The organism is Mesorhizobium sp. CNPSo 4670 (genome assembly GCF_057784235.1).
Window position 1 is genome coordinate 84,969 of record NZ_JBWJFQ010000010.1, and the last position, 17,599, is coordinate 102,567.

At 63.7% G+C, this 17,599-nt stretch carries 19 protein-coding genes and 1 tRNA gene; 14 read left to right on the plus strand and 6 right to left on the minus strand.

The genetic code is table 11. The features are described from left to right. Positions 1 to 218: 218 nt before the first annotated feature. A tRNA-Ser gene (locus AC0ZT5_RS18010) sits at positions 219 to 308 on the minus strand. A 363-nt stretch (positions 309 to 671) separates the two neighbouring features. Here AC0ZT5_RS18010 and AC0ZT5_RS18015 point away from each other — a divergent pair. The 5 genes from AC0ZT5_RS18015 (at position 672) to AC0ZT5_RS18035 (ending at position 3,782) form a co-directional block, all read left to right on the plus strand. Beyond that, a complete protein-coding gene (locus AC0ZT5_RS18015) occupies positions 672 to 1,376 on the plus strand; it encodes a hypothetical protein (RefSeq protein WP_488497521.1) in 705 nt (234 codons plus the stop codon). 120 nt (positions 1,377 to 1,496) lie between these two features. Next, complete coding sequence (locus AC0ZT5_RS18020; RefSeq protein ID WP_488497522.1) at positions 1,497 to 1,820, plus strand: hypothetical protein; 324 nt, start codon at positions 1,497 to 1,499, stop codon at positions 1,818 to 1,820. 97 nt (positions 1,821 to 1,917) lie between these two features. Beyond that, on the plus strand, positions 1,918 to 2,580 hold the full coding sequence (gene msrA / locus AC0ZT5_RS18025; RefSeq protein ID WP_488497523.1) for a peptide-methionine (S)-S-oxide reductase MsrA: 663 nt from the start codon (positions 1,918 to 1,920) through the stop codon (positions 2,578 to 2,580). Positions 2,581 to 2,607: 27 nt separating this feature from the next. Continuing rightward, positions 2,608 to 2,796, plus strand: coding sequence for a hypothetical protein (locus tag AC0ZT5_RS18030; protein ID WP_488497524.1), 189 nt, complete (start codon positions 2,608 to 2,610; stop codon positions 2,794 to 2,796). Further along, entirely contained in the window at positions 2,793 to 3,782 is a 990-nt protein-coding gene (locus AC0ZT5_RS18035; RefSeq protein ID WP_477285737.1) for a BMP family lipoprotein, read from the plus strand. The genes AC0ZT5_RS18030 and AC0ZT5_RS18035 overlap by 4 nt, the downstream gene beginning before the upstream one ends. Positions 3,783 to 3,846: 64 nt before the next feature. On the opposite strand, the gene AC0ZT5_RS18040 is transcribed toward AC0ZT5_RS18035, so the two are convergent. Continuing rightward, positions 3,847 to 4,233: a hypothetical protein gene (locus AC0ZT5_RS18040; protein WP_488497525.1), complete on the minus strand. Its 387-nt coding sequence runs from the start codon at positions 4,231 to 4,233 to the stop codon at positions 3,847 to 3,849. A gap of 21 nt (positions 4,234 to 4,254) precedes the next feature. Next, positions 4,255 to 4,461 (minus strand): SlyX family protein, encoded by a 207-nt coding sequence (locus AC0ZT5_RS18045; protein ID WP_123151274.1) that lies wholly within the window; start codon positions 4,459 to 4,461, stop codon positions 4,255 to 4,257. A 259-nt stretch (positions 4,462 to 4,720) separates the two neighbouring features. On the opposite strand from AC0ZT5_RS18045, the gene AC0ZT5_RS18050 reads away from it, so the two are divergent. The 6 genes from AC0ZT5_RS18050 to deoA all read left to right on the plus strand — a co-directional run bounded on the left by AC0ZT5_RS18050 (position 4,721) and on the right by deoA (position 10,993). Beyond that, a complete protein-coding gene (locus AC0ZT5_RS18050; protein WP_488497526.1) occupies positions 4,721 to 6,253 on the plus strand; it encodes an ABC transporter ATP-binding protein in 1,533 nt (510 codons plus the stop codon). Beyond that, positions 6,250 to 7,389 carry an ABC transporter permease gene (locus AC0ZT5_RS18055; protein WP_488497527.1) on the plus strand — a complete coding sequence of 380 codons (1,140 nt, stop codon included), beginning with the start codon at positions 6,250 to 6,252 and terminating at the stop codon, positions 7,387 to 7,389. Before AC0ZT5_RS18050 ends, AC0ZT5_RS18055 begins: the two co-directional genes overlap by 4 nt. Before the next feature lies 1 nt (position 7,390). Next, positions 7,391 to 8,362 carry an ABC transporter permease gene (locus tag AC0ZT5_RS18060; RefSeq protein WP_488497528.1) on the plus strand — a complete coding sequence of 324 codons (972 nt, stop codon included), beginning with the start codon at positions 7,391 to 7,393 and terminating at the stop codon, positions 8,360 to 8,362. 63 nt (positions 8,363 to 8,425) lie between these two features. Then, positions 8,426 to 8,818 (plus strand): cytidine deaminase, encoded by a 393-nt coding sequence (cdd, locus tag AC0ZT5_RS18065; protein ID WP_488497529.1) that lies wholly within the window; start codon positions 8,426 to 8,428, stop codon positions 8,816 to 8,818. Positions 8,819 to 8,864: 46 nt separating this feature from the next. Beyond that, entirely contained in the window at positions 8,865 to 9,674 is an 810-nt protein-coding gene (locus AC0ZT5_RS18070; RefSeq protein ID WP_488497530.1) for a purine-nucleoside phosphorylase, read from the plus strand. Continuing rightward, a complete protein-coding gene (gene deoA, locus AC0ZT5_RS18075; RefSeq protein ID WP_488497531.1) occupies positions 9,674 to 10,993 on the plus strand; it encodes a thymidine phosphorylase in 1,320 nt (439 codons plus the stop codon). Before AC0ZT5_RS18070 ends, deoA begins: the two co-directional genes overlap by 1 nt. Before the next feature lie 24 nt (positions 10,994 to 11,017). Here deoA and AC0ZT5_RS18080 read toward each other — a convergent pair whose 3' ends face one another. The 3 genes from AC0ZT5_RS18080 to AC0ZT5_RS18090 all read right to left on the minus strand — a co-directional run bounded on the left by AC0ZT5_RS18080 (position 11,018) and on the right by AC0ZT5_RS18090 (position 13,454). After that, positions 11,018 to 11,581, minus strand: a complete 564-nt coding sequence (locus AC0ZT5_RS18080) for a TIGR02281 family clan AA aspartic protease (protein WP_488497532.1) — start codon at positions 11,579 to 11,581, stop codon at positions 11,018 to 11,020. Between the two features lie 120 nt (positions 11,582 to 11,701). After that, positions 11,702 to 12,331, minus strand: a complete 630-nt coding sequence (upp, locus tag AC0ZT5_RS18085; protein WP_095084682.1) for a uracil phosphoribosyltransferase — start codon at positions 12,329 to 12,331, stop codon at positions 11,702 to 11,704. Positions 12,332 to 12,479: 148 nt separating this feature from the next. Then, on the minus strand, positions 12,480 to 13,454 hold the full coding sequence (locus AC0ZT5_RS18090) for an adenosine deaminase (RefSeq protein ID WP_488497533.1): 975 nt from the start codon (positions 13,452 to 13,454) through the stop codon (positions 12,480 to 12,482). A gap of 134 nt (positions 13,455 to 13,588) precedes the next feature. Here AC0ZT5_RS18090 and ubiE point away from each other — a divergent pair, with 134 nt between their 5' ends. From ubiE to coaBC, 3 genes are all read left to right on the plus strand, one after another. Further along, complete coding sequence (gene ubiE, locus AC0ZT5_RS18095; protein ID WP_488497534.1) at positions 13,589 to 14,365, plus strand: bifunctional demethylmenaquinone methyltransferase/2-methoxy-6-polyprenyl-1,4-benzoquinol methylase UbiE; 777 nt, start codon at positions 13,589 to 13,591, stop codon at positions 14,363 to 14,365. 70 nt (positions 14,366 to 14,435) lie between these two features. Continuing rightward, positions 14,436 to 16,010 carry a 2-polyprenylphenol 6-hydroxylase gene (gene ubiB / locus AC0ZT5_RS18100; protein WP_488497535.1) on the plus strand — a complete coding sequence of 525 codons (1,575 nt, stop codon included), beginning with the start codon at positions 14,436 to 14,438 and terminating at the stop codon, positions 16,008 to 16,010. 88 nt (positions 16,011 to 16,098) lie between these two features. Next, on the plus strand, positions 16,099 to 17,568 hold the full coding sequence (gene coaBC / locus AC0ZT5_RS18105) for a bifunctional phosphopantothenoylcysteine decarboxylase/phosphopantothenate--cysteine ligase CoaBC (protein WP_488497536.1): 1,470 nt from the start codon (positions 16,099 to 16,101) through the stop codon (positions 17,566 to 17,568). Positions 17,569 to 17,599: the final 31 nt, after the last annotated feature.

A 17,599-nucleotide genomic window follows, 5' to 3' on the forward strand; every position in this document is an offset into this window, starting at 1 on the left:
CGGAAGTATTGCAACTGATTGGCGAAGCACAGGGGATACGGACTGTATGCTCCTGTAAACAATACCGTGGGAGGCACCGGCATTTTTTGCGATTCATGAGCGATTTTCGTGCCAAACGCACAGCCCACTAGCGTAGCAGCTTCGCTCCGCTAAGATTTATGGCTGGACTTATGGCTGGCGGAAGAAATACGAAATTACCTAATGAAATCAATTGCTATTGGCGGAGAGAGCGGGATTCGAACCCGCGTTACGGTCTCCCGTAAACACACTTTCCAGGCGTGCGCCTTCAACCACTCGGCCACCTCTCCGTCCATGCATGTCGCGCCGGCCGGTTTCGCCGCGCGGGTTGGGGAGATGCACCTCCCTTGGGGCGGTGGCGTGGAATTCCGCGCCGGCGTCGCCAACCAGCGAACGCCCTTCCCCTGCGCCTGAGCCGTCGAAGCAACAGGCGCGGGGCTCATCTAGTCGATCCGGCGCCGAATGCCAAGCCATAACGGCAGTCTATTCGCTTTGCCGGCCACACAGCGTTCCGCGAGACTGACGGCGCCTCCGTTTGAGGCGCCGCCACCCGAATGATGTGCACAGGCAAGGTCGCAAGGCCGGCGGCGCTTGACTTCGCCCGGGGTCGCCTGTCTCGTGGTGGAAAGACTTTGCGGGGGCATTGTCCGGACATGACATCGAGCAATGGACAGACGCCAGCGAGGCGACCGGACAGCGGCCTGTCCTTCGTGCCGCCGGGATGGCTCATCTTCGTCATGGCATGGTCGGTCTACGGCCTGATCTCCGCCTGGCGACTGGTCAGCGACTACGGCCTGCCGGACAGGGTCTTCTATCTCGTCTATAGCGGCCTCGCCGTCGACATCATCACCATCCTGTGGGGGCTTTATCTGCTCGGCCTCGCCTTCGGCCGCTCTGCCCGCTTCCCGCGTCATTTCACCATCTGGCAGATCGCCACCATCATCTGGCTGCTGACGAGGCAGGCCTATGTGCTGACGATTTCCGATTTCGTCTTCTCAGGCCAGGCGCTTGTCGTCACCGCTGCCGAGATCGCCATCGGGGTTCTCTGCATTTATCTGCTCCGCCGCGGTTCAGAAGCCGGGACCGTCTATGCCAATCCTGAAACCGAAAGCCCGCCTGTCTTCGTCTCGGTTGTCGCCGCCCTGCTCGGCATCATCCTCGGCGCGGTCATCGGCGCCGTGGGTGGATTCTTCGCGGGCTCGGTGATTGCGGATGCCACGGATATGAGCTGCTTCGAGGGCGCCTGCGGCTATTTTGCCGTGTTCATCGGTCTGGCCGGCTTGGTCGTCGGCGCGATCGCTGGTGGCCTTTTCGCCGTCTGGCGCGTCCATCGGCGCAAACGCAAGCCTGCGGCATAGGCCGGGCTTCAAATTCGCGTATGGCGATTGCGAACCAGGCATGCGCATTCTATCTCTGGTTTGAAACCGGAAGGCCCTCGGAAGAGCTTGAGGACCAGGCCGGGAGGAAAAGGTCCCTGAATGTTTCGCTTGCTCTTTCGTCTTGCCGCGATGATCGCGCTGTCGATATCCGTCATCATGGCGGTGCTCGACGCGACGCGCACCGTGGCGGCTTCGGCGCTGGTGCTGACCCCGCTCAACGCCAGTTGGCTGGCGGTCTCGCCCGACACCCGGGCCGCCTTCGAAACCTTGGTGCGAACCAAGGCCGGTCCGCTGCTGTGGGACGTCGCCATCGCCTGGGTGCTCAACCAGCCGGGCTTCGTCGTGTTCGCGGTGCTGGCCCTCCTGCTCTATGCGATCGGCTACAGGCGGCAACGACGCCCCGGACAATTCGCGTCCACCTAGTGGGAGAGGGACAGACCCGAAAAGTGGCACCGGTCTTGGGAAAATCCGATGCTCGAACGATAGACCACTTCTTGTGTCCCACCATCGGAGATCGCGCATGTTCTTTCTCAGCGACATGCTGAACAAGAAGCTCAATCTGCCGAAGCCGTCCGAGGCGTTGCCAGGCCGCGCCCGGGCGATCCCGACGACTTCCAGGCATCATGTCCTGAAAAAGCCGCTCAAGGGTCCCTATCCCGAAGGCTTCGAGACGGCGCTGTTCGGGCTCGGCTGTTTCTGGGGCGCGGAGCGGCTGTTCTGGCAACTCGAAGGCGTCTGGGTCACTGCGGTCGGCTATGCCGGCGGCATCACGGCCAATCCGACCCATCAGGAAACCTGCACCGGCCTTACCGGCCATGCCGAAGTGGTGCTGGTCATCCATGACCCCAAAATCGTCTCCTATGCCGCGCTTCTGAAGCTGTTCTGGGAAAGCCACGACCCGACGCAAGGCATGCGCCAGGGCAATGATGTCGGTACCACCTACCGCTCCGCGATCTACACATTCGGGGATGCGCAATTGCGGGCCGCGAGCGCCTCGCTCGATGCGTACGAAACCGCTTTGCGCGCGGCCGGCCATGGCAGAATCACCACAGAGATCGGGCCGGCGCCTGAATTCTACTTCGCCGAAGGCGACCACCAGCAATATCTGGCGAAGAATCCTTACGGCACCTGCAACCTCACGGGCACCGGCATCCCATGCATCCCGGCTGCCATCTCCGCCTGAAGCCTTTGGCGCAAGGAACGAGCTGCGGTGCAGCTTGCCCGCGCCATGCTTTTCCAAAAGGTCAAAATTCCGCGTGAATTTTGTTTCGGGCCGTGCCAGATTGCCGCCGAGCGGGAGGGGAATACACTCCTGGCTGATGTCGTATGCCTGCCGAAGAACCGGGCCGGCATGCGGCGCGTAACGGAAAAAATAACCGACAGGGTGTGGATCACATGAAACGAATCGTTCTCGGCCTCCTGGCCGCAACCGCAATGGTTCTTCCGGCTTTCGCCGCGGATGTCCAGCCGGCCATCCTCTATGATCTCGGCGGCAAGTTCGACAAATCCTTCAACGAGGCTGCCTATCATGGCGCCGAGAAATTCAAGACCGAAACCGGCGTCGCCTATGTCGAGTTCGAGGTGTCCAACGCCTCGCAGCGCGAGCAGGCGCTGCGCCGCTTCGCCGAGGACGGCCGCAACCCGATCGTCATGGCCGGCTTTGCCTGGGAGGACGCACTGAAGAAGGTCGCGACCGAATATCCGGACCTCAACTTCGCCATCATCGACGATGCCGTCGATCTGCCCAATGTCCGCTCGCTGGTATTCAAGGAGAATGAAGGCTCCTATCTGGTCGGCATCCTGGCGGCGATGGCTTCGAAGTCGAAGAAGGTCTCCTTCGTCGGCGGCATGGACATCCCGCTGATCCGCAAGTTCGAATGCGGCTATGTCGGCGGCGCCAAGTCGGCCGGTGCCACGGACGTCATCCAGAACATGACCGGCGACACGCCGGCTGCCTGGAACGACCCGGCCAAGGGCGGCGAGATCGCCAAGACGCAGATCGACCAGGGCTCCGACGTGGTCTACGCCGCGGCCGGCGGCACCGGCGTCGGTGTGCTGCAGGCGGCGGCGGATGCCGGCAAGCTTGGCATCGGTGTCGATTCCAACCAGAACGGCCTGCAGCCCGGCAAGGTGCTGACCTCGATGATGAAGCGCGTCGATGTTGCCGTCTACACCGCCTTCATGGACGGCAAGAACGGCACCTTCAAGGGTGGCCTGCAAAATCTCGGCCTCAAGGAAGGCGGTGTCGACTACGCCATGGACGACAACAACAAGGCGCTGGTGACCGACGAGATGAAGGCGGCGGTCGAAAAGGCCAAGGCCGACATCATCGCCGGCAAGCTCGAGGTGCACGACTACACCGCTGACAACGCCTGCCCGTATTGATCGGCACGGAGTACAGCCATGATCTGCAAACCGCCGGGCACACGCCCGGCGGTTTTGCGTTTGGCTATAGCCTGCCCGCCAGGTAGCCCAGCGCGAAGGCCACGATCAGACCGACCGCAACGGCAAATCCGCGCCGGCCGCCGAGCGCGTGCAGGCCAATGCCGTGCGGCCGCTGCGAGAGGCTTCGGAATTGGGCATCGCTGCCGCCCAGACCGGAGGTGCGCATCTGCGGCAGGTCGGCAATGCGCTGCGTGATCTCCATCCAACGCTCTTCGCCATCAGCCGGTCTGCCGCGGTCGAAGACGTGCATGCGTTCGGCAAGTTGCACGACCGCATCGCGGAAGGCAGGGTCTATCTCCAGGTCGCGCTCGGCCCGTTCGCGCTCCGCATCGTTCATCAGGCCGAGCACATAGTCGCCGGCCCGCGCGACGCGATCGCTTTCTCTGGCCATGACTTCCCCTCCCCTTTTTCCTCACCAGTGCGGCGGCTTGGTTACAGGCACGTCAGGCGCCGCCTGCTCCTCCAGGGCCAGGAAGCGGTCGGTCAGCGCATCGAGCTTGCGCTGCATGCGCTCGATCACCTTCCACTGCTCGGCGATCTGTCCGGACAGTTCCTCGATGGTCTTCTCCTGTTCGGCGGCGCGGATCTCCAGCGTCGTCAGCCGGTCGGCGGGCATGATCATTCAAATCCCCAGTCTCGTAGCGTAGTGTCTCGCAGCGTAGTGTCTTGCAGCGCAATGCCTGTATCGCGATGCCTTGCGCCCCGATGCGAATTTCGGCTTCGCCATATTAGCGAATGTGAAGGCCCCGGCCACGTTGGAAATTGACAAGCACACCGGGATTTGTCGAGAGTGACCAATGCTCCGCCAATTGGCACGGGCGAAGTGTCATGCTAGGCGTTTTGACCAAGCGATAAAAAATAAGAGTGGGACAGGCTGCATGGCGCAAGCCGCAATCGAGTTGATCGGCATCAACAAGAGTTTTGGCGCCGTGCGCGCCAACCGCGACATCAATCTGGAGATCGCGCGCGGCACCATCCACGGCATTGTCGGCGAGAACGGCGCCGGAAAGTCGACGCTGATGTCGATCCTCTATGGGTTCTATCAGGCCGACAGCGGCGAGATCCGCGTCGGCGGCCAGCCGGCCTCGATCAAGACACCCAATGACGCCATCGCGCTCGGCATCGGCATGGTGCATCAGCATTTCATGCTGGTCGACAATTTCTCCGTGCTGGAAAACATCATCCTGGGCGCCGAGAGCGATGCGCTGCTGAAGCGGAGCATCGCCAAGGCGCGCTCCGAACTCGAGCGTCTCGAACGCGAATACGGGCTGGAAGTCGATCCCGATGCAATCATCGAGGAACTGCCGGTCGGCCTGCAGCAGCGTGTTGAAATCCTGAAAGCGCTCTATCGCGGCGCCGAGATCCTGATCCTCGACGAGCCAACGGGCGTGCTGACCCCGGCCGAGGCCGACCATCTGTTCCGCATCCTCAGGCAGCTGAAGGAACAGGGTAAGACTGTGGTGCTCATCACCCACAAATTGCGCGAGATCATGGCCATCACCGACACGGTGTCGGTCATGCGCCAGGGCACGATGGTGGCGACGCGCGAGACCAAGAAGACGACCGTCGAGGAACTGGCCGAGCTGATGGTCGGGCGGCGCGTGCTGCTCAGGGTCGAAAAGGGCGAGGCGGATGCCGGCGCCGTCAAGCTCGCGGTCAAGAACCTGACGGTGAAGGATACGCGCGGCGTCACCATGGTCGACGACATCTCCTTCGACATTCGCGCCGGCGAGATCGTTGGCATCGCCGGCGTCGCCGGCAACGGGCAATCCGAACTGCTGGAGGCGATTTCCGGCATCCGGCACGCCGTTTCCGGCTCGGTCATGCTCGACGGCAAGCCGATCGACCTGACGGGTGCCGCCGATCCGGGCGAATTGCGCGACCGCGGCCTGGCCCATGTGCCGGAGGACCGCCATCACGTCGGGCTGGTGCTGGCCTTCGAGGAGAACGAGAATTCCATCCTCGGCTATCACGACGACCCCCGCTATTTGAAAGGGCCGTTCCTCAACATCGATGCCATCCGCAATGATGCCAAGGATAAGATAGCCAAATACGACATCCGCCCGGCCGACTCGCGGCTGAAGACCGCCAATTTCTCCGGCGGCAACCAGCAGAAGATCGTGCTGGCGCGGGAAATGGAACAAGACCCAGGTGTTCTCATCGTTGGCCAGCCGACGCGCGGCGTCGATGTCGGCGCCATCGAGTTCATCCACAAGCGCCTGATCGCCATGCGCGACCAGGGCAAGGCGGTGCTGGTGGTCTCGGTCGAGCTGGACGAGATCCGTTCGCTCTCCGACCGCATCCTGGTGATGTTTGCCGGCCGCATCGTCGGCGAGCGCGGCCCGGAAGCGACCGAGGGCGAACTCGGCCTGCTGATGGCCGGTGTCGAACATCAGGAGGCCGCCCAATGAGCACGCCTTACGCCAAACTGCCGGCCTGGGCCGACTACGGCCTGATCCCGCTGATCAACCTGTTCGTTGCCTTCGTCGTCGCCGGCTTCGTCGTGCTTCTGGTCGGCGAGAACCCGTTGCGCGCCGCCGTCATCCTGGTCGAAGGCGCCTTCGGCAAGGGCACAGGCATTGCCTTCACCCTCTTCTATGCCACCACCTTCATATTTACCGGGCTTTCGGTGGCCGTGGCAGCGCATTGCGGCCTGTTCAACATTGGCACCGAGGGGCAGGCCTACATCGCCGGCCTCGGCATCGCCGTCGTCTGTCTTTCCTTCGACAGCGTGCTGCCATGGTGGCTGACATTTCCGCTGGCCATTGTCGCTTCGGCGGTCGTGGGCGCGTTGTGGGCGCTTATCCCCGCCTATCTGCAGGCCAAGCGCGGCTCGCACATCGTCATCACCACCATCATGTTCAACTTCATCGCCGCGTCGATCATGGTTTACCTGCTGGTCGGCCCCTTGAAGCCGGCAGGGTCGCAAGCGCCGCAGACGCGCAACTTCCTCGCCGGCGCGGAATTGCCGAAGCTCAACTGGATCATCGAACTGTTCGGCGCCAAGATCCGCTCGGCGCCGCTCAATGTTTGCTTCCTGCTGGCGCTGATCATGGCCTTTCTGGTCTGGCTGCTGATCTGGCGCACCAAGCTCGGCTACGAGATGCGCACCTACGGTCACAGCCCGAAGGCGGCACGCTACGCCGGTATTTCGGAAACCCGCATCATCATCACCGCCATGATGATCTCCGGCGCGCTGGCCGGCATGATGGCGCTTAACCCCGTGATGGGCGACCAGCACAATGTCGCGATCGACTTTGTCAGTGGTGCCGGTTTCGTCGGCATCGCCGTGGCGCTGATGGGCCGCCTGCACCCGGTTGGTATTGTGCTGGCGGCGATCCTGTTCGGCATGCTTTACCAAGGCGGCGCCGAGCTAGCCTTCGAAATGCCCGCGATCAGCCGTGACATGATCGTCATCATCCAGGGTCTGGTCATCCTGTTCGCCGGTGCCCTCGAGCATATGTTCAGGCCTTACATCCAGGCACTGTTCGCCTCGTTCAGTCCGCGATCCGTCGGCATGGAAGCGGTCAAGGGGAAGGGTGCCTGAGATGGACGTGTTCAACGCAATCGTCCAGACATTGGACTCGACCATCCGCCTCTCGGTGCCGCTGCTGCTGGCTTGCCTTGCCGGCCTCTATTCGGAACGCGCCGGCATCTTCGACATCGGCCTAGAAGGCAAGATGCTAGTCGGCGCCTTCGCCGGTGCCGCGGCCGCTTCCGTGTTCCATTCGGCCTTTCTCGGCCTCGGCATGGCCATCCTGATCTCCGTCGCCTTTGCCATGGTGCACGGCTTTGCCTCGATCACCCACCGCGGCAACCAGATCGTCTCCGGCGTGGCGATCAATTTCGTCGCTGCCGGGTCGACCATCATCCTCGGCCAGGCGTGGTTCCAGCAAGGCGGGCGCACGCCGGCCCTGCAACCGGGCGAACGCTTCGAGGCCATCACCTTGCCGGGTGCCGACGCGGTCCACGACGTTCCGATCATCGGACCGATCTATGCCGAGCTTCTGTCGGGCCACTCGATCCTGGTCTATCTCGCTTTCCTGATGGTGCCGTTCACCTGGTGGGTGCTGTTTCGCACGCGCTTCGGCCTCAGGCTGCGCGCCGTCGGCGAGAACCCGGCCGCCGTCGACACCGCCGGCATTTCGGTCGCCTGGCTACGCTACCGGGCGCTGATCTGCACCGGCGTGCTGACCGGCATCGCCGGTGCCTATCTGTCGATGGTGCAGAATGGCGGGTTCGTGAAGGACATGACCGCCGGCAAGGGCTACATCGCGCTGGCCGCGCTCATCTTCGCCAAGTGGAAGCCGGTCAATGCCATGTTCGCCTGCCTCTTGTTTGGCTTCCTCGACGCGGCGGCGATCCGCCTGCAAGGCTCGCCGCTGCCCATCATCGGCAAGGTGCCAGTGCAGTTCATGCAGGCGCTGCCTTACATCCTCACCGTCATCCTGCTCGCCGGCTTCATCGGCAAGGCGATCCCGCCGCGCGCCGGCGGCGTGCCCTACGTCAAGGAACGCTGAGGTCGAAGCGCTGCCCGGCGTAGGCGCCGGGTTTTGGACACGATCGTCGGAGAGAACGAACCAATGTCGCATGATCTGTTCGAAGCGGCCAAAGCTGCCATGGCCAAGGCCTATGCGCCCTATTCGAAGTTTCCGGTGGGCGCCGCCTTGCGCACCGAGGACGGGCGCATCTTTGCCGGCGCCAACATCGAAATCGCCTCCTATCCGGAAGGCTGGTGCGCCGAGACCACGGCGCTTGGCCACTACATCATGGGTGGCGGCGGCAAGATCGTCGAGATCGCCGTCCTTGCCGAGCGCATGGCCAAATGCTCGCCTTGCGGCGGCTGCCGGCAGCGCTTGGCCGAATTCTGCCGGCCGGAAACAAAACTCTTTCTCTGCGACAATGCCGGCGTGGCCGAGACCGTGACCATGGGCGACATGCTGCCCTACGGTTTCCGCGGCGACATTTTGAAATGAAGCCCTGGTTGAACGAAGAATTGGCTGAAATGAAGAGTTGGCTGCGATGAAGGAAAAGGCGCTCGACCATCTCGTCGAAAGGCTGGACGGCCTGGCGCCGTCGACCGCACTGGTGCTGGGTTCAGGCCTGGGCGGGCTGGTCGATCAGATCGAAGATCCGATCCGCATCTCCTACGCCGACCTGCCGGGCTTTCCCAGAAGTGGCGTCACCGGCCATGCTGGCCAAGTCGTGGCGGGGCTATTTGCCGGCGTGCCGGTGCTGATGCTGTCCGGTCGCGCCCATTACTATGAGCACGGCAACGCGGCCGCGATGCGGCCCGCGCTGGAAGTGCTTGCCGGTATCGGCATCACGAACCTGATCCTCACCAATGCCGCCGGTTCGGTCGATCCAGACATGCCGCCGGGCTCGGTGATGCTGATATCGGACCACATCAATTTCTCGGGCACCAATCCGCTGATCGGCGAGCCCAGCGACAGCCGCTTTGTCGGCCTGACCGAAGCCTATGATGCCGGCATCCGCAAGGCGATCGAACGGGCGGCGAAGGCGACCGGCACAACACTTCACAAGGGCGTCTACATGTGGTTCTCGGGCCCGTGCTTCGAAACGCCCGCCGAAATCCGCATGGCGCGCGTCATGGGCGCCAATGCGGTCGGCATGTCGACCGTGCCGGAGGTCATTCTTGCCCGCTTCCTTGGACTTCGCGTCGCCGCCTGCTCGGTCATCACCAATTTGGCGGCCGGCATGACCGGGGCCGAGCTTTCGCACCAGGAGACCAAGGACATGGCGCCGGTCGGCGGCGCGCGGCTGGCAACGATCCTGCAGCGCGTGTTCCGCGACGGACTGCTGGAGAGCTGATGCTTCCCCAGGAAATCATCCGGCGCAAGCGCGACGGCCTGAAACTGTCGGTGCAGGAGATCGCCGGCTTCGTCGAGGGCATCACCGAAGGGACCGTTTCGGACGGCCAGGTCGGCGCCTTCGCAATGGCGGTGTTCTTCCACGGCATGAGCCGCGACGAGGCGGTGGCGCTGACGCTGGCGATGCGCGATTCCGGCGACGTGCTCGACTGGTCGGACCTGCCCGGCCCGGTCACCGACAAGCATTCGACAGGCGGAGTCGGCGACAATGTCTCGCTGATGCTGGCGCCGATCGTCGCCGCTTGCGGCGCTTATGTGCCGATGATTTCCGGCCGTGGCCTTGGCCATACCGGCGGCACGCTGGACAAGATGGATGCGATCCCCGGCTATACCAGCCAGCCCGACATCGCGCTGTTTCGCAAGGCGGTGCTTGAAACCGGCTGCGCAATCATCGGCCAGACCGCGGACCTCGCGCCGGCCGATAGACGGCTCTACGCGATCCGCGATGTTACCGGCACGGTCGAATCGGTGCCGCTGATCACCGCTTCGATCCTGTCGAAGAAGCTGGCGGCCGGGCTGCAGTCGCTGGTGCTCGACGTCAAGGTCGGCAACGGCGCCTTCATGGAGAAGTCGCGGGACGCAACGGCACTCGCCAACAGCCTGGTCGAGATAGCCAATGGCGCCGGCCTGAAGGCCTCGGCGTTGATCACCGGCATGAACGAGCCGCTGGCCTCGGCCGCCGGCAACGCGGTCGAGGTGCGCAACGCCGTCGACTTCCTGACCGGCCGTGTTCGTGATCGTCGGCTGGAGGACGTGACGCTGGCGCTCGCCGCCGAGATGCTGCAATCGGCAGGACTGGTGTCGTCGAACCAGGATGGCATGCGGCGCGCCACCGAGACGCTTGCCAGCGGCCGCGCCGCCGCCACTTTCGCGCGTATGGTCGCCGCGCTCGGCGGTCCCGCCGATCTCATCGAGAAACCGGAAAAATACTTGGCCGTGGCGGCGACCGAGTTTGCCGTCAAGGCGACCGAAGACGGCTTCGTCACTGGCATAACGACCCGCGACATCGGGCTCGCCGTGGTTGGCCTGGGTGGCGGACGCACGCGGCCGGACGACAAGGTCGACCCGGCTGTCGGCATCACCAGGCTGCTGCCGGTCGGCGCGGAGGTTCGGGCTGGCGAGCCGCTGGCGCTGGTCCATGCCCGCTCATTGGCCGATGCCGAGGCGGCCGCCGCCGCCGTGATTTCGGCCTATACGATTGGCGCCTCAAAGCCGGCTGCCGACAAGTCGGTCATCCGGCGGATTCTTTCGCGCGGCTGATTGCGGATTCTTGCGCGTGGCTGATTATTGGACGAGCAGCAGCGTGCCATTCTCGGCCTGGAATTTGCCAAGCCGATTGAGGAAGCTCATACCGATCAGATTGGTCTGCAGCGCCTTGTCGTCGAGCACAATGGTCTGGACGTCATTGACCGTGATGCTGCCGATCTGTAGCCGGTCGATCATTGCCACGGCAGCCTTGATCGAGCCGTTGGCGGTGCTGACCTCATGACTGAAGTCGGAAGGGTTCAGCGACAGGCCGATCCTGCGTGCTGTCGAGGTGTTGATGGCAACCAGCGTGGCGCCGGTGTCGATCATGCCGTCGACCTGACGTCCGTTGAGCTTGAAGGCCGACGAGAAATGTCCGCGCTCGTCTGCGGAAACGATGACCTTTCGGCCAAGCAGCAGCGGCGTGGCCGGCTTGCTGGGCACCGCAGCCAGTTTGGCGTCCGGCTGGGCCTCGACCGCGGCCTTGCCCGTCATCGGCGATCTCAGCAGGTTTTCGATGATTTGCGGATTCGACTGATACACGATCGGTATCGATGCCGATGTGCCGGCGAAAACGCCAAGGATGAGAAGTTTGCGCAGCATGGATCGGCCTTCGTGACGGCCGATCCTTAAGCCCGGATGGTGTTTTCCGCTTTAACGCGCGCCAGAACCACGCCTTTGCGTAAACATTTGGTAAATAGTACCAGGCAACTTTGCCTGGTACTACTTGGTCCCGTACATGCGGTCGCCGGCATCACCGAGCCCAGGCATGATGTACCCCTTCTCGTTGAGCTGGCGGTCGATCGAAGCGGTGAAGACGGGAACGTCCGGATGCGCCTTGGTGAAGCGCTCGATGCCTTCGGGCGCCGCCAGCAGGCAGAGGAAGCGGATGTTGGTGGCGCCCCGCCCTTTCAGCTTGTCGATCGCCGCGATCGCCGAATTGGCGGTCGCCAGCATCGGATCGACGACGATCACCAGCCGGTCGGCGAGGTCGCTCGGCGCCTTGAAGAAATATTCCACCGCTTCCAGCGTTTCATGGTCGCGGTAGAGGCCGATGTGGGCGACACGGGCCGCCGGCACCAGGTCGAGCAGGCCTTCGAGCAAGCCGTTGCCGGCGCGCAGCACCGAGGCAAAGACCAGCTTCTTGCCCTCCAGCGTCGGCGCCTCCATCGTCTCGATCGGCGTTTCGATCGTGGTCGTCGTCAGTTCGAGGTTGCGGGTGACCTCATAGCCGAGCAGCAGCGAGATCTCGCGCAGCAGTCGCCGGAAGCCGGCCGTCGAGGTCTCCTTCTTGCGCATGATGGTCAGCTTGTGCTGGACAAGCGGATGGTCGACGACGGTGACGCCCTGCATGGTGTTCTCCTGATGCCTGCGCCCGAAAGTGCACGCATGGTCCCTTTCGGACGGCGCCGCGCTTCAAGCTGCTTGAGTGAACCCTAGCGGCAATGCGCCGGCCAAGGAACCGCTTGGCCTGCACCGACCACAGCTTTGTCTGAAGAAATCAGCGAGCGGCGCCGTTGAGGCGGGCAAGAAGCGCGGTCTTGGTCTTACGGTCGACGAAAGCGGCCTCGATGGCCGTTCTGGTGACGGCGGTCAGCGCCTTTTCGCTCATCGAGAAATGCTCGGCGGCGATGTCGTATTCGCGCTTCAGCGAGGTCCAGAAATAGGGCGGATCGTCGGAATTGAGCGTCACCTTGCAGCCGGCCGCCTGCAGGGCCGGAAAGGGATGGTCGGCAAAACTGTCGAACACCTTGAGCGCTATGTTGGAGCCGGGGCAGCACTCCAGCACGATGCCCTCATCGGCAATGCGCCGGACAAGGTCCGGGTTTTCGATGGCCCGCACGCCATGGCCGATGCGGGAAGGGCGGATGTGATCGAGTGCAGCCTTGACGGTCTCCCAGCCGGTCAGTTCGCCGGCATGGATGGTGATGCCGAGCCCGGCCTCGCGCGCGATCTCGAAGGCCCTGACATAGTCCTCCATATCGCCGATGCGCTCGTCGCCGGCGACGCCGAAGCCGGTGACCAAAGGGTGCCCGCAGCGCGCCGCGAAGCGCGCCGCCTGCTCGATCGACTCGACGCCGACATGGCGCACGCCGGTGACGATCATGCGGCCCTCGATGCCGGTCTTGGCCTTGGCCCGGGCCATGCCTTCGCCAAGTGCGTCGGTATAGGCCTTGGGCGACAGCCCGGCCCTCTTGGCATGGTCGGGCGAAGTGAACACCTCGGAATAGATGGCACCGTCGCGGGCGAGGCTGGTCAGATAGTGGTCGGCCAGCCGCGCATAATCCTCCTCCGTCCGGAACAGATCGGAGGAAAAATCATAGGCCGCCAGGAAGGATGTGAAATCATGCCAGACGAATGAGCCGTTCTGGATATAGGGCGTGGTATCCCTGCCGTATTTCTGCGCCTGGCGGATGACGAGTTCGGGCGCCGCTGCCCCTTCAATGTGGCAGTGCAATTCCGCTTTCAAAGGCATTCAATCATCCCGTCGGTCAGTCCAGCTGTTGAAAAACCAACACCTGGAAGCGCGGCTGAACACCGCGCCTTAAACAATAGCGCCCGCACCATCGATCGGCTATGGTCCCGCCGGTTTTATGACGGATCAAAAAAATGTCAGTTGAGAGAACCACGGCCGCGGGCGGCATGGAAACCTCCTATGGTTTCAAGCGTGTAGGGGCTGGCGACAAGCAGTCCCTGGTCAACGATGTTTTCCACAAGGTAGCCAACCGCTACGACCTGATGAACGATCTGATGTCGGCCGGCCTGCACCGGCTGTGGAAGGATGCCATGGTCACCTGGCTCAATCCTCCCAAAAGGATGGGCTGGCGCGTGCTCGACGTTGCCGGTGGCACCGGCGACATCGCCTTCCGCATCGTCGATGCCAGTCACGGCAACGCCCATGCCACAGTGCTCGACATCAACGGCTCCATGCTTGGCGTCGGCCGCGACCGTGCCGAGAAGAAAGGTCTGTCCGGCAACGCCGACTTCGTCGAGGCCAATGCCGAGGAACTGCCCTTCCCCGACGCCACATTCGACGCCTACACCATCGCTTTCGGCATTCGCAACGTACCGCGCATCGATGTCGCGCTCAGTGAAGCGTTCCGCGTGCTGAAGCCGGGCGGCCGGTTCCTGTGCCTCGAATTTTCCGAAGTCGAGATGCCGCTGCTCGACAAGGCCTACGAAGCCTGGTCGTTCAGCGCCATTCCGAAGATCGGCAAGATGGTCACCGGCGACGGCGAGCCCTATTCCTATCTGGTCGAATCGATCGCCAGGTTTCCCAACCAGCAGAATTTCGCGACGATGATTTCCCACGCCGGCTTCGATCGCGTCTCCTTCCGCAACTATTCCGGTGGCATCGCGGCACTTCATTCGGGCTGGAAGCTTTGAGGCTGGACCGCATTTCTGCTAGTCGATGTGCGCCATGCCGGTTCGAAGAACCGGTAGGACAGGCACGGCCATGAGCACCGTCAGCGCGGGATTTCGGCTCGTGCGGGCCGGCTGGGTGCTGGTGCGCGAAGGCGTGGTCGCCGCCTTGCCGGGCGAGGAACTGTCCGGCCTGCCGAAGTTCGGCTGGCGGCTGGCGCGGCTGTTCACCCGCCGCCGCGCGCTGACCTATGAGCGCAGCGACCGGCTGGCCAAGGCGGTCGTCCGGCTCGGACCGTCCTATGTCAAGCTCGGCCAGTTCCTGGCGACACGCCCCGACGTCGTCGGCAACGACATGGCGCTCGATCTCGCCATGTTGCAGGACAAGATGCACACCTTCCCGAGAGCCGAGGCGATCTCGGCTATCGAGGCTTCGCTCGGGCGCAAGGTCGGCGATCTCTACGCGCAATTCGGCGACCCGGTCGCAGCCGCTTCCATCGCCCAGGTCCATGCTGCCGAAACCATCCATGACGGCGCTGCAACCAAGGTCGCTGTAAAGGTCATCCGGCCGGGCGTGCGCCGCCGCTTCTTCCAGGATCTCGAAAGCTATTTCCTCGCCGCTCACCTGCAGGAAAAATACATCCTGTCGTCGCGCCGGCTGCGGCCGGTCGAGGTCACCCAGACGCTGGCGCAGACCACCAAGATCGAGATGGATCTCCGCCTCGAGGCGGCCGCGCTTTCGGAACTCGGCGAAAACACCAAGGATGATCCCGGCTTTCGCGTGCCATCCGTCGACTGGGAGCGCACCGGCCGCGACGTGCTGACCATGGAGTGGGTCGACGGCGTCAAGATGAACGACATTGCCGGCCTTGCCGCTGCCGGTCATGACCTGAAGACCATCGCCGCCAACCTCATACAGTCGTTCCTGCGCCATACGCTGCGCGACGGCTTCTTCCACGCCGACATGCATCCGGGCAACCTTTTCGTCGAAGCAAACGGCACCATCGTCGCCGTCGATCTCGGCATTGCCGGCAGGCTCGGCAAGAAGGAACGCCGCTTCCTTGCCGAAATCCTCTACGGCTTCATCACCCGCGACTATCTGCGTGTCGCCGAAGTGCATTTCGAAGCCGGCTATGTGCCGCGCCAGCACAATGTCGCGGCCTTTGCGCAAGCAATCCGGGCGATCGGCGAGCCGATCCACGGCCAACCGGCAGAGACCATTTCGATGGCCAAGCTTTTGACGCTGCTGTTCGAAGTGACCGAACTCTTCGACATGGCGACGCGGCCGGAACTGATCCTGCTGCAGAAGACCATGGTGGTGGTCGAGGGTGTGGCCCGTACGCTCGACCCGGCCTTCAACATGTGGAAGACGGCCGAGCCGGTGGTCAGCGGCTGGATCGCCGGCAATCTTGGCCCGCGTGGCATGATGGTCGATGCGCGCGACGGCGCCAAGGCGCTGCTGACGCTGGCCCGCCAGGCGCCCGAGCTTGCGGCGCGCACCGATCGGCTGTCGCGTGAGATCGACCTGATGGCCGAGCACGGCCTGCGCTTCGACGAGACCACAGCCCGCGCCATCGGCAAGGCCGAGGCGCGCTACAGCCGCTCCGGTCGCCTCGCGCTGTGGGTGATCGCGCTGACGCTGGTCTATATCGCCTGGAAGCTCATATAGCGCCCAGCCACTTCCGGGCGCCGCAACTTGCGGCAACCTGATTGCATTGCTATCATTGCACGCAGCAACTGCGGCAGAGTGCAATCATATGGCCAGCATTACCATTCGCAACCTGGACGATGAGGTCAAGGAACTGCTGCGCCGATTGGCGGCGGAGAACGACCGCTCCATGGAGGAGCAGGCGCGGGTGATGATCCGGGCCGCCGTTGACGGGCAGATCGGTTCTGTGGGCCGCATTGACCAGATCGAGAAAACCCTCCGCGAACTGACCAGTTCGCACGGCGTAGCGGCTCCCGCTGCCGCACCGGCAGGCAAAGCCGTGCCGCGCGGCCTCTCCGGCAAGCGCATCCTGCTCATCATCGGCGGCGGCATCGCCGCCTACAAGGCGCTGGATCTCATCCGCCGGCTGCGCGAGCGAGGTGCCGTAGTGCGGGTGGTCATGACATCAGCCGCGCAGGAATTCATCACCACGCTGTCGGTGGGCGCGCTCTCCGCCGACCATGTCTTCACCGAACTGTTCGACCGCAATGACGAGCACGATGTCGGCCATATCAGGCTATCACGTGAGGCCGACCTGTTGGTGGTGGCGCCTGCCACCGCCGACCTGATGGCCAAGCTTGCCAACGGCCATGCCAACGATCTTGCCTCGACGGTGTTGATCGCCACCGACAAGCCGGTGTTGATGGCGCCAGCCATGAACCCAAGAATGTGGGCGCATCCGGCGACACGCCGCAACCGCGCGACGCTGCAGAAGGATGGCGTCGGCTTTATCGGTCCGGCCAGGGGCGAGATGGCGGAAAGCAACGAGGCGGGCGAAGGCCGCATGGCCGAACCGCTGGAGATCGTCGCCGCCGTCGAGGCGCTGCTCGATGTCAACCCCAAGCCGCTATCGGGACGCCGGATTATCGTCACCTCTGGCCCGACGCATGAGCCGATCGACCCGGTGCGCTATATCGCCAACCGTTCGTCCGGCAAGCAGGGCCACGCCATTGCGGCGGCCCTGGCCAGGCTCGGCGCCGATGTCCGCCTCGTCTCCGGTCCGGTCACCATCGCCGATCCCGCCGGGGTGAAGACCATCCATGTCGAACGGGCGCAAGAGATGCGCGATGCGGTGGAGCAGCTTCTGCCTGCGGACGCGGCGGTGTTCGTCGCCGCTGTTGCCGACTGGCGCAGCGAGAACTCGGCCGGTGAGAAGATCAAAAAGGTCGCCGGCGAAGGACCGCCGGTTCTGCGCATGGTCGAGAATCCCGACATTCTCGCCGGGGTTGGCCATCACAGCCAGCGACCCGGCCTTGTGGTCGGCTTCGCCGCCGAGACACAGGATCTCTTGCGCAATGCCGAGGCCAAGCTTCGCAAGAAGGGCGCCGATTTCATCGTGGCCAACGACGTGTCGCACGAAAGCGGGATCGGTCCTTCGGGCGTGATGGGCGGTGATCGCAATCGGGTGCGGATCGTGTCCAGGGCCGGCGTCGAGGAATGGCCCGAAATGAGCAAGGACGAGGTGGCAGCGCGGCTCGCCGCCCTGATCGCCGAACGTCTGAAGACGACCGTCGTTTGAGCGGGGGCGCTGGAACGACGGCGCGCTTCAG